Here is an 11,357-nt window from a genome sequence, read left to right on the forward strand (position 1 = left end):
ATACTCCCGATACACCTGCTCGGCTGCTTTGAACGCCTCCGCCTCGCTGGTGAACAGCGGGGTGGGCGTCGGTGTGGGCGCCGGGCCGGGCGTGCAGCCGGCGAGTCCGATCGCGGCAGCGACGACGGCCGCGGTGAGGAGGACGCTGCGCCGGGGATTCATCCCGACACCGTAGCCAGATCCGCCCGCACGCCGCGGAAGTTATCCACAGGCCCCGCGAACGGACGACTCAGAGACGAGCCTCAGCGCACCGCCAGCCCGTGCATCACGAGATCCACGAGCGCATCCACCCGGTCCGGGGTCAGGGACCGGCCGAGCAGCGCCGCGTACGACGTCGCCGCGACGAACTGGTCGGCCACCGCAGCAGGGTCGGCGTCCGCGCGCACCGCCCCCTCTTCCTGCGCACGGAGGATCCGGGCGACGATCCACGACACGATCGGATCCGCGAACCGGTGGTTCAGCGCCGCGCCCAGCTCCGGATCCGTCGCGGTGACGGCGATGAGCGCCCGAGCGAGCTCCACGTTCTCGGAGCGGGACAGGTGCTCGCCCGCGGTGGCGAACCATGAGCGCAGGTCCGCCGCCAGGTCCGTCGAGAACGGCAGGGCGACGTCCGCGCCCGGAAGCGATCCCTCGAGCAGCGCCTCGCCGAGGATCGCCGCCTTCGACCCCCACCACCGGTAGATCGTCTGCTTCGAGACACCGGCCTCGGCGGCCAGTCCCTCGATCGTCACGGCGTCGTAGCCGTCCGCCGCGAGCGCGCGGCGCATCGCCGCCAGCACGGACTGGCGGGCATTCTCACTGCGCGGTCGAGGCACCCTCCGAGGGTAGCGAGGTGTACGCTCAGGAATAAGTGGACGCGCCGTTGCGAAACTCGATCGCAGCCGAACCGACCGGATCCACGAGCGAACGAAGGAGACACCCATGGCCCTGACCGCGAATTCCTCCATCGGCGACTGGCTGGCCGATCCGGCCGGTGGCGAGCTGATCCGCGGGCTGCTGGCGCAGTCCGGCGCCAGCGCCGACTCGCTCACCCCCGTGCTCGGCCTGCCGCTGCAGCAGCTCGTCGTGATGAGCCAGGGTGCCATGCCGCAGTCCGTGGTCGACGACCTCGTGCGTGCCGCGAACGGCGGAGTGATCCCCGAAGACGCCGCTCCGCAGGGCTGGACCGAGCAGGTCACCCCCGGGCGCTTCGCCGGGAAGACCGTGATCGTCACGGGCGCCGCATCGGGCATCGGCAAGGCCACCGCCTCGCGCATCGCCCGCGAGGGCGGTCGTGTCATCGCCTGCGACATCGCAGCGGACAAGCTCGACGCCCTGAGCGCGGAACTGCCCGGCATCGTGACCGTCGCCGGCGACCTCACGCAGCAGGACGCGATCGACCGCGTCGTCGCCGCGGCGGGCGACCGCATCGACGGCCTCGCCAACGTCGCCGGCATCAACGACGACTTCTCCCCCGCCGGCGAGACGCCCGACGCCGTCTGGGACCGCGTCATCGCGATCAACCTGACGGCGCCGTTCAAGCTCATGCGCGCGGTGCTGCCGCTCATGGAGGCGGCGGGCCGCGGATCCGTCCTCAACGTCTCGAGCGAGGCCGGCCTCCGAGGCAACGCGTCCGGCAACGCCTACACGGCCAGCAAGCACGGCATCATCGGCGTCACCAAGTCCGCGGCCTTCATGTACGGACCCAAGGGGATCCGCGTGAACTCCGTCGCCCCCGGGGGCGTCGCGACCGGGATCCCGATGCCGCCGCACATGTCCGAGTACGGATCCGGCCGACTCGCGCCGTTCCAGCAGGCGATCCCCACCGTGGCCACGGCCGAGCACCTCGCCGCGTCGATCACGTTCCTGCTCTCGGACGACGCCGTGAACATCAACGGCGCGATCCTCGCCTCGGACGGCGGGTGGTCCGTGCAGTAACCCGTCGCGGCCGCCGCGCGGGCCCGAAACCGGGACACCTGCACGACCCGGGAACACCTGCAGGATCCGATCGCCGGATCCGTCCTGCATCTGTGCCGTGATCGTGCAGGTGCAACCCGAGGCCAGCACCCCGAGGCCAGCACCCAAACGCCAGCGCCCCGACGCCGACGCCCCAACGCCGGCGAACTCGGGACTACTTCCTCCGCCGCACCACGAGCACGATGAACAGCGCGACGAAGACGGCGACGAGCGCTCCGGCGGTGATTCCCACGGTTCCTCCCCAGACGCGGCCCGGCATGGGCCGCGGGCTTGGATTGTCGCACACGGACTTCGGCGCGAGCGGCGCGAGCACGGCCGCACGTCGACCGGCACCACGTCGCGCCGTCATTCCGCGGGCGCGTACTGCAGCAGCACGTTCGTCGAGCCGGGGATCGGCGCCGCCCCGAGCGGACGCAGCCGGGCGGGCGCACGGAAGGCCGGCACGCCTGCGCCGATCGCGTCGGGACCGACCACGAGGTCGAGGCGATCGACGAGCCCGTCGGCGAGGAGGCCGTTCCACAGGACGGCGCTGGCGAACACCACGATGTCGCCGCCGTCGCCGGCCTTCTCCGATTCCAGCGTCGCGGCCAGATCGGCTCCGCTGACGACCCGCGTGGTCTCGTGCCAGGGGTTCTCCACGGGCACCACGTAGCCGTCGCTCACCACGACCTTCTGGATCTCGCCGTAGCGTCGGCTGAACTCCCGGTTGACCGCGCTCAGCGCCGGGTTCGACGCATCCTCCGGCGCATCCGCGACCATCGGCCAGAACGAGCTGAACAGCTCGAACGAGGCCCGTCCGAGCAGCACGGTCGACGCGCCCCGCATGAGGTCGAGGTTGTGCGCGTCGAACCCCGCGTCGAGGTTCAGGACGAGCGGGTCTCCCCCGACGCCGGCGAAGAAGCCGTCGAGGGTGATGGCGTTGGAGACGATGAGCGAGCGCATGAGCGTTCCTTCCCTGAGGGTGTGAGTGCGTACACCTGTGCAGAGACGCGTGCCGTGCGGAACTCATCGGTCCGAGGCGAGATTCTTCGACGGCGAGTGCGGATCCGTCCGAGGGGCACGGCATGCCGGGCTTCCTCCGCGAGCGATAGCGCGATTTCCGAGCCCCGTCAACCCCCTTCGCGCCGCGACGGATCCTGGCTAACGTCGTCTTCGTCACCGGGAATGGGTACAGGAGAAAGATCCCGGCGCATGCGGGGCCTCCCCAGGCTTCAAGTCCCCGCCAAGCCGCGGAACTCCCAGGGTCCGGGCCGGATCGCCACCGGCCCGGGCCCTTCCCGTTCCCGCGCCGGGCGGCTCACCGCGGCGAAGCGTCGTGCTGACCTGCAGGATCCGACGGAAAGGCGTAGCGTCCGGAACATGGCCATCCTCTACTACGGCGGCGCCGAGCATCCGATCGAGATCGAGGACATCGCCCTCGCCCATCTGAAGATCGTGATCGCGACGAAGCTCCGACGCAACGAGAGCTTCACGCTGTCCTGGCGTCACGACGGCGACCAGCCCCGCGGGCGCTCCACGATCTGGATGCACCCCTCCATCCCGCTGCGGTTCGAGTTCAGCGATCCCACGCCGCCGGAGATCGATCCGCGGCGGATCCAGGCCTATGCCAACTCCGCGAACACCTCGGGCGGGATCCTGCTCCCCGAAGAATCGACTCTGGAGCTCTGAGGCGGCGGATCCTCCGCTCAGCGGATCAGCCTCTCCCGGTATAGCTGCGCCAGCGCGGGCAGACCCGCGCGGTATGCCTCCCGCTGCAGAGCCGCGCCGGTCTGCCGTCGCTCGAGCAGCGCCTCCACGACGCTCGCCTCCTCGCCGCCGCGCAGGTGCGGCGCGACGAGCTCGCGGAGCGCATGCAGCACGTCCCGTGCGGGCGCGAGGCGTCCCGTGCCGGGGTGGACCAGCGTGCCCGTCACGCCATGACGGGCGGCGTGCCAGAGCGCCGCGTCCCAGGGGATCCGGTCCTCCACGGATCCGATGCCCGAACCCCGCACGGAGTCCACGAGCGCTCGGATGACGACGGCCAGCGCGACCGACGACTCCGCGTCGAGCTGCGCGTCGCACACGCGGACCTCGAGGGTCGGGTACACCGCGGACAGACGCAGGTTCCAGTTGAGGGATCTCGTATCGGACGTGGCGCCGATCCCGACCAGCGCGGTGACCGTGGCGTCGTAGTCGTCCGTGTCGCGGAAGACCGGAGGGATCCCGTAGGTCGTCCATCGGCGCGAGTGGATCGCGCGCCAGCTGTCGTATCCGGTGTCGCGAGCGTCCCAGAACGGGGAATTGCCCGAGAGCGCGAGCAGGACGGGCAGCCAGCCGCGCAGCGCGTTGGAGGCCCGGATCCCGAGATCGCGGTCGACGCCGACGTGCACGTGCAGGCCGCCGATCTGGTGCTCGTCGGCGAGCGCCGTGACCTCGGCGGAGATCGAGGAGTATCGCGCGCCGGGACTGATCGCCGCAGGAGCGGGGCAGCGGAATGCCGCCCCGGAGCCGGCAGCGACGACGCCGGCGACGGCCGCCCATCCTCCGAGTCGGCGACGGAAGCCCTGAAGCGCGCTGCGGGCTTCGTCCATGGTCGTGCACACGGGTGTCGCGAACTCGACCTGGGAGCAGAGGAACTCCCGGCTCACGGTGCCCGGCTGCTCCGGATCGTCGAGGTCGGCGAGCGCCTCGGCCGCGCGATCGACGGGCGCCAGGGTGCCGGGGTCGAGGAGCAGGAACTCCTCTTCGATCCCGAAGGTGGTGTCCATCTCAGTCCGCCCTGAAGCCTGCCGCCTTGTGCGTGCCGTCGCAGAAGGGCTTGATCGCGGACAACCCGCATCGGCAGAGCGCGACCGTGCGCCGCCGTCGCGGAATCGGCGTGCCGTCGCCGGCCACCAGCTCCACCTCACCGCGCACGATCAGCGGCCCGTCGGGGTACGGGGTGACCGTCGCCGGCACGGCCTTCATGCCGCCGCCTCCGGCGAGCGCAGCGACGACTCCCCGCGCTGCCAGCTCTCGAGCATGTGCGCGGCGACCATGCCGTCCACGGTCAGACATGCGGCGGCGCCGAACATGATGTCCGGCAGCAGTTCGGGCTGGTCTTCGGCGAGCGCCCCCGCCAGATCGCGGCCGGCGATCTGCTCGTGCACGGCATCGGCCTCGACGTGCTCGTCGAAGTAGTCGGTCACGTCGTCGCCGAAGCCCAGCCGTCGCAGCCCTTCGCCGTAGAGCCGGTTCGGGATCGAGGAGGTCATCTCGAACGCCGCGAGGTGACCGACGATCGCACCCAGCAGCCGCCGGTTCACCCCGAAGAGGGACATCGTGTTCAGCGAGCAGAGCGTGACCGCGGGAACCGCGTGCACATAGCCGGCGTAGCGGTCGTCGAGCGATGCACCCCGCATCGCCTTCGCGAAGATCTCCGCATGGACCCGGTCCGCGCGGCCCCCGCCGTACTCATCGGCCTGGATCTCGACGAGAGCGGCCTTCGCGCGCCCGTGCAGACGCGGGATCGCCCAGGAATGCGGATCGGCTTCCCGCAGGGTGTAGATCGAACGCTGGATCAGGAACTCCAGGGCCTGCTCGCGCGTGGCCTTCTTCGCGAGATGGCGGGAGAGGCTCGGCCCGCCGTCCTCCGACGTCACCGCGAACAGCGCCGATGCCACCGCTGTCTGAGAGGCTTCGGGCAGCGGTGGTACGGAGACGACCTCGCGGAGGGCGCTCTCGAACGGCTCCTCGAGCAGGCGCCGCACCTGGATCAGCCGCGGATCCCACTCGACGCGCGGATCGAACTCCGGAACGGATCCGTAGATCGACGCATAGAGCAGGAAGAGCGCGAGCTGGACGTCATCGTCGCGCAAGACGTCCGCGGCGTCGGCGACCGCCCGCTCTGCGATGTCGGCGATCCCTGCGGTCGTACCTTCCCCACGGAGTGCGTGCAGGAGCGCGCTGCTCAGCGGCCCCCGGGCGGTCAGCGGCTTCGCGGGCGAAGAGACGGGTGCGGCCATGGTCATGCGCGTCCTCCTCCTGAGGGCCGGGTCTGAGACGGGGTCATTCCTCTCGGGAGTCGCTCTCCGCGGCGAGCCGGTCGGCCTCCGCGCTGTCGATGCGGTCCTGGTCGGCATCCGGATCGAGCTTCTCGTGGCCCTCGGCGTCCTCCATGAGAGGCTCCTCGGGGTTCTCCTCATTCGGATCCGCGGGGACCAGCGGCGGGATGTTCGTCATGGCTTCCTCCTTCGTGTGCGGGCGGCCGGCGCTCCGCGCGAGCGACGTGGCGCCGGTTTCAGGGCACACGGTATGCGGATCCCGCGCCCGCGTCAGCCGTCTTGTCCGCCGGGGCCCGTCGTGCTAGCCGCTGCGATCCGGGTCGCTGGACGGGTGCCGCCGGCCGGCTCCTGCGAGCCCTCTGCGGCGGGTCAGTACCGGGCCGACACGGCGCGCGCGAGCAGCTCCGGGTCCAGGAACGAGGCGATCCAGGCGATCCGGGATCCGCGGATCCCGAGCGCCATCACCGCCCCGGGGCGCCAGACCCCGTCGACCTGCTGATCGGCGACGAGCGCGGGCATGCCGTTGACCGCGACAAGGGACCGGACCCGCCAGGGCGTGACCATCGAACGCTCGGCGAAGAACACGGAGACGTCGGCGATGCCGTCGAACCACGCCGGCAGCGGCGGCATCGTGAGACGGACGTCCTCGGCGAGCAGGGCCACGATTCCTGCGACGTCGCCGGCCTCGAACGCGGCGACGAACGCGTCCACGGCGCGCTGCTCCTCCGCGGCCGGCCTCGCGGGGTCGGCGGATCCGCCGCCTTCGGCGCCGGCCCGGCTCGCGCGTGCCCGCTGCAGAGCGCTGTTCACCGCGGCGACGCTCGTGCCCAGGATCTCCGCCGTCTCCGCGGCAGAGAAGTCGAGCACGTCGCGCAGGATGAGCGCGGCGCGCTGGTTCGGCGGCAGCTGCTGGAGCGCGGCGAGGTAGGCGAGCGAGATCGCCTCGCGCCGTGCGGCCGTCTCGGCGGGGTCGTCGACGGCGGAGATCCACGGATCCAGCCACGCGACGCCGTCGTCCGGGACGCCGAGATCGCCGAGCGGGTCTCGCGCCGGGTGCGCATCCCAGGAGAGCACCCGTGCGGGGCGCCGTTGCGCCAGGCGCAGGCTGGCACGGGTGGCGATCGTGTAGAGCCAGGTGCGCACCGAGCTGCGCCCGGCGAACCCGCCGATCCCGCGCCACGCGGCCAGCAGCGTCTCCTGCGTCGCGTCCTCGGCGTCGCTCAGCGATCCCAGGATCCGGTAGCAATGCCGCTGCAGTTCACGGCGATGCGGGGCGACGAGGTCCGTGAACGCCGGCTCGTCGCCGGACCGGGCGCGCTCGAGGAGCACGGCCGCTTCCTCCGCCGTCCACGTCATCCGGCGCTGCCTCCGTCGCCCACGTCGCGAGCGTACCCATGTCGGCGGTATCGGGGAAGGCCTGCTCTGCCGGCCCGGCGGGCTCTGCGCGCCCTGCGCGCCCTGCGCGCCCTGCGACGATCCGCACACCCTGGCACGATCCGCACAGGATCCGGCCGGATCCGTGTGCGGATCGTCGCGACATGTGCAGATCGGCGCGGCGGATCGTGGCGGCCGACCAGCGCCGACCCGCGCCGACCGACGCCGACCCGTGCCGAGCCGTGCCTGAATGAGCGGCGGACCGACCCTCCCCACCGCAAGTAGACTGGATCCTGCCCCGCCTCCCCTCGCTCCAGGAGCCCGCGTGACCTCTCCGAACACCCCCACCGACCACGTCCCCGACTCGGTCGCCAACGCAGAAGCGACTCCGGAGAAGGAGCAGCCGTACGCGGCGCTCGGCCTCAAGGACGACGAGTACGCGCGGATCCGCGAGATCCTGGGCCGCCGCCCCACGTCGGGCGAGCTGGCGATGTACTCGGTCATGTGGAGCGAGCACTGCTCCTACAAGTCCTCGAAGAACTACCTGCGCCGGTTCGGGCAGAAGGTCTCGGACGAGATGAAGAAGCGCCTCATGGTCGGCATGGGCCAGAACGCGGGCGTCATCGACGTCGGCGAGGGCTGGGCCGTCACGTTCAAGGCCGAGTCGCACAACCACCCGTCCTTCATCGAGCCGTTCCAGGGTGCGGCGACCGGCGTCGGCGGCATCGTCCGCGACATCATCTCGATGGGCGCCCGCCCCGTCGCCGTCATGGACGCGCTGCGCTTCGGCGCGATCGACGATCCCGACACGGCCCGCGTCGTGCACGGCGTCACCGCCGGCATCAGCTTCTACGGCAACTGCCTCGGCCTGCCCAACATCGGCGGCGAGACGGTGTTCGACGCCGTCTACCAGGCCAACCCCCTCGTGAACGCCCTCGCGGTGGGCGTGCTGCGCCACGAGGACCTCAAGCTCGCGAACGCCACCGGCGTCGGCAACAAGGTCGTGCTCTTCGGCGCCCGCACCGGAGGCGACGGCATCGGCGGCGCGTCGATCCTGGCCTCCGACTCGTTCGACTCGACCGGCCCGACCAAGCGCCCCGCCGTGCAGGTCGGCGACCCGTTCGCCGAGAAGGTGCTCATCGAGTGCTGCCTCGAGCTGTACCGCGAGGAGCTCGTCGAGGCGATCCAGGACCTCGGAGCCGCCGGCATCTCCTGCGCCACGAGCGAGCTGGCCGCGAACGGCAACTCCGGCATGCACGTCTCGCTCGACAACGTGCTGCTGCGCGACCCCACGCTGACCGCTGAGGAGATCCTCATGTCGGAGTCGCAGGAGCGGATGATGGCGATCGTCGCCCCCGAGAAGCTCGAGGCGTTCCTCGCCGTCGTGAAGAAGTGGGACGTGGAGACCTCGGTCCTCGGCGAGGTCACCGGCGACGGCCGTCTCATCATCGACTGGCAGGGCGAGCGCATCGTCGACGTGGATCCCTCCACGGTCGCCGTCGACGGCCCGGTCTACGACCGCCCCGTCGCCTACCCGTCCTGGATCGACGCGCTGCAGGCCGACGCGGCGGAGCTGCTCCCCCGCGACAACGACCCCGAGGCGCTCAAGCAGCAGTTCCTCGCGCTGCTGGAGAGCCCGAACCTCGCCGACACCCGCTGGATCACCAACCAGTACGACTACTACGTGCTCGGCAACACCGCCCTCGCCTTCCCCGACGACGCCGGCATGATCCGCGTCGACGAGGAGTCGGGCCTCGGCTTCTCGATCGCGACCGACGCGAACGGCCGCTACAGCCAGCTCGACCCCTACGCGGGTGCGCAGCTCGCCCTCGCCGAGGCGTACCGCAACGTCGCTGTCACGGGCGCGGAGCCCACGGCCATCACCGACTGCCTGAACTTCGGATCCCCCGAGAACCCCGAGGTCATGTGGCAGTTCGGGCAGACGGTCGACGGCCTCGCGGACGGCTGCTTCGAGCTCGGCACGCCGGTCACCGGCGGCAACGTCTCGTTCTACAACCAGACCGGCGACGTGCCGATCCACCCGACCCCGCTGGTCGGCGTGCTCGGCATCATCGACGACGTCTCGCGCCGGATCCCCTCCGGCTGGCAGGACGAGGGCCAGAACATCTACCTGCTCGGCACCACCTCCACCGAGCTCTCCGGATCCGCCTGGGCCGACGTCATCCACGACCACCTCGGCGGCCTGCCGCCCAAGGTCGACCTCGCCGGCGAGAAGCGCCTGGCCGGCCTGATCAGCGCGGCGCGCGACGAGTGGCTGATCTCCTCGGCGCACGACCTGAGCGAGGGCGGCCTCGGCCAGGCCCTCGCCGAGGGCGTCATGCGCTTCGGCGTCGGCGCCCGCGTGTGGCTAACCGAGCTCATGGAGCGCGACGGCGTGGACGCCGCGAGCGCCCTGTTCTCCGAGTCGGCCGGCCGCGTGATCGTGACCGTGCCCCGTGAGGACGACGTGAAGTTCCAGGGCCTCTGCGAGGGCCGCGGATACCCGGTGCTGCGCATCGGCGTGACCGACAGCGCCCCGCAGCTCGAGGTGCAGGACATCTTCACGATCTCGATCGAGGAGCTGCGCGCGACCGCCCAGGCGACCCTGCCGGCCGCGTTCGGCCCGACCGTCGCGGAGCCCGTCGAGGCCTGACGGCCCGCGAGGACGCCCATGAACAGCACCCCGGAGGAGACCGAGGACCTCTCGATCTACAGCACCCGGCGGCAGCGCCGGATCCGCATCACCGCGTGGGTGGTGATCATCGCGCTCATCCTGGTCGGCGGCGGATCCACCGTGCTCGCGGTGCTGCTCAGCTGAGACGCCGGCCCACGGGCGGTGCCGGACGCGGGGAACGGCGCACGCCGGTGCCGGAGCCGCCCATCGCACCGGCGGATCCGTCCGCGTGCACAGAGTAGGTTCGAGAGCATGCGACCCGAACGAGCGGTGACACTGCAGGACATCGCCGATCGGCTCGGTGTGTCCCGCTCGACCGCGTCGTTCGCGATCACGGGGCGCGGCCGCGTGTCGGAGGACATGCGGCGCCGCGTGCACGAGGTGGCCGACGAGCTCGGATACCGCCCCAACACCGTCGCCCGGCACCTCAAGGGCTCACGCACGGGCATGCTCGCGCTGCGCCTGCCGCCCGACAGCACCACCATGTCGTACTACATGGAGGCGACGTTCGGCATCGTCGAGGAGGCGAACCGCGCCGGCATGACCGTCATCATGCTGCCCACCGAGCAGGCCGCCGACCGCTCCGATCAGCTTCCGGCCGACGCCGTGATCCTGCTGGACCCCGACCTCAACGATCCCGTCGTGCACACGTTGCTGGCCGGGCGCCTGCCCGTGATCACCGGCGAACCCGTGCCCGCCGGTCTTCCGGAACCCCGCGCGTGGGTCACGAGCGAGCATGCGCCCGCGGTGCGCGAGCTCATGGACCATCTGCTCGAGCGCGGCATCCACCGTCCCGCCATGCTGTTCCCCGACCTGCGCGGGTACTGGGCGCTCACAGTGCGCGAGGCGTTCGAGTCCTGGTGCGCCGAGCACGGCATCCGACCCCGCATCTCCGAGGTCGAGCACCCGGCGCCGCCGGAGGTCATCCATGCGGCGGTCTCCGAGCTCATCGCCGAGGACGACGCGAATCCGGTCGACGCGATCGTCTCGGTCTCCGACGGCACAGTGCTCAGCGTCGTCACCAGCGCCCAGCAGCTCGGCCGCAGGGTCGGCCAGGATCTGCTCGTCGCGGCCCTCGTCGATACCGAGGTGCTCTCGCTGACGCGCCCCTCGATCACCGCGATCGATCTGCACCCGCGCGAGTTCGGCCGCCGCTGCGTCCGCGCGGCCCTCGCCGTGCTCGACGCGAACGGCGCCGACGACACCGCACCCCTGCGCGAGATCGTCCCCGTCACGGTGCACCACCGCGACTCCACGCGCGGAACCGGCTGACCGCACCCGGGGGCGACCGTCACCTCTCGACCGTCACCTCTCCGGCCGCGCTCTTGCAT

The 11,357-nt window shown here is 71.4% G+C and carries 12 protein-coding genes; 5 read left to right on the plus strand and 7 right to left on the minus strand.

The genetic code is table 11. The features are described from left to right. Window positions 1-242: 242 nt before the first annotated feature. Complete coding sequence (locus B7X32_RS13165; RefSeq protein ID WP_292720330.1) at window positions 243-815, minus strand: TetR/AcrR family transcriptional regulator; 573 nt, start codon at window positions 813-815, stop codon at window positions 243-245. Window positions 816-921: 106 nt separating this feature from the next. Between B7X32_RS13165 and B7X32_RS13170 the strand changes: the two genes are divergently transcribed. Next, entirely contained in the window at window positions 922-1,917 is a 996-nt protein-coding gene (locus tag B7X32_RS13170; protein ID WP_292720333.1) for an SDR family NAD(P)-dependent oxidoreductase, read from the plus strand. A gap of 384 nt (window positions 1,918-2,301) precedes the next feature. Here the strand turns inward: B7X32_RS13170 and B7X32_RS13175 are convergent, their stop codons facing one another. Then, window positions 2,302-2,898: a dihydrofolate reductase family protein gene (locus B7X32_RS13175; RefSeq protein ID WP_292720336.1), complete on the minus strand. Its 597-nt coding sequence runs from the start codon at window positions 2,896-2,898 to the stop codon at window positions 2,302-2,304. Window positions 2,899-3,315: 417 nt separating this feature from the next. Between B7X32_RS13175 and B7X32_RS13180 the strand changes: the two genes are divergently transcribed. After that, a complete protein-coding gene (locus B7X32_RS13180) occupies window positions 3,316-3,624 on the plus strand; it encodes a hypothetical protein (RefSeq protein WP_292720338.1) in 309 nt (102 codons plus the stop codon). A gap of 17 nt (window positions 3,625-3,641) precedes the next feature. Here the strand turns inward: B7X32_RS13180 and B7X32_RS13185 are convergent, their stop codons facing one another. The 5 genes from B7X32_RS13185 to B7X32_RS13205 all read right to left on the minus strand — a co-directional run bounded on the left by B7X32_RS13185 (window position 3,642) and on the right by B7X32_RS13205 (window position 7,334). Continuing rightward, window positions 3,642-4,703 carry a YbdK family carboxylate-amine ligase gene (locus B7X32_RS13185; RefSeq protein WP_292720341.1) on the minus strand — a complete coding sequence of 354 codons (1,062 nt, stop codon included), beginning with the start codon at window positions 4,701-4,703 and terminating at the stop codon, window positions 3,642-3,644. A gap of 1 nt (window position 4,704) precedes the next feature. Continuing rightward, window positions 4,705-4,902 (minus strand): CDGSH iron-sulfur domain-containing protein, encoded by a 198-nt coding sequence (locus tag B7X32_RS13190; RefSeq protein WP_292720343.1) that lies wholly within the window; start codon window positions 4,900-4,902, stop codon window positions 4,705-4,707. Then, window positions 4,899-5,945: an iron-containing redox enzyme family protein gene (locus B7X32_RS13195; protein ID WP_292720346.1), complete on the minus strand. Its 1,047-nt coding sequence runs from the start codon at window positions 5,943-5,945 to the stop codon at window positions 4,899-4,901. The genes B7X32_RS13190 and B7X32_RS13195 overlap by 4 nt, the downstream gene beginning before the upstream one ends. Before the next feature lie 37 nt (window positions 5,946-5,982). Continuing rightward, on the minus strand, window positions 5,983-6,156 hold the full coding sequence (locus B7X32_RS13200) for a hypothetical protein (protein WP_292720349.1): 174 nt from the start codon (window positions 6,154-6,156) through the stop codon (window positions 5,983-5,985). Between the two features lie 191 nt (window positions 6,157-6,347). Next, window positions 6,348-7,334 (minus strand): RNA polymerase subunit sigma-70, encoded by a 987-nt coding sequence (locus tag B7X32_RS13205; RefSeq protein WP_292720352.1) that lies wholly within the window; start codon window positions 7,332-7,334, stop codon window positions 6,348-6,350. 343 nt (window positions 7,335-7,677) lie between these two features. On the opposite strand from B7X32_RS13205, the gene purL reads away from it, so the two are divergent. The 3 genes from purL to B7X32_RS13220 all read left to right on the plus strand — a co-directional run bounded on the left by purL (window position 7,678) and on the right by B7X32_RS13220 (window position 11,298). Further along, a complete protein-coding gene (gene purL, locus B7X32_RS13210) occupies window positions 7,678-10,005 on the plus strand; it encodes a phosphoribosylformylglycinamidine synthase subunit PurL (RefSeq protein ID WP_292720355.1) in 2,328 nt (775 codons plus the stop codon). Window positions 10,006-10,023: 18 nt separating this feature from the next. Further along, window positions 10,024-10,170, plus strand: coding sequence for a hypothetical protein (locus tag B7X32_RS13215; protein WP_292720358.1), 147 nt, complete (start codon window positions 10,024-10,026; stop codon window positions 10,168-10,170). Between the two features lie 108 nt (window positions 10,171-10,278). Next, complete coding sequence (locus B7X32_RS13220) at window positions 10,279-11,298, plus strand: LacI family DNA-binding transcriptional regulator (protein WP_292720360.1); 1,020 nt, start codon at window positions 10,279-10,281, stop codon at window positions 11,296-11,298. Window positions 11,299-11,357: the final 59 nt, after the last annotated feature.

The organism is Microbacterium sp. 13-71-7 (assembly GCF_002257455.1).
GTDB lineage: Bacteria > Actinomycetota > Actinomycetes > Actinomycetales > Microbacteriaceae > Microbacterium.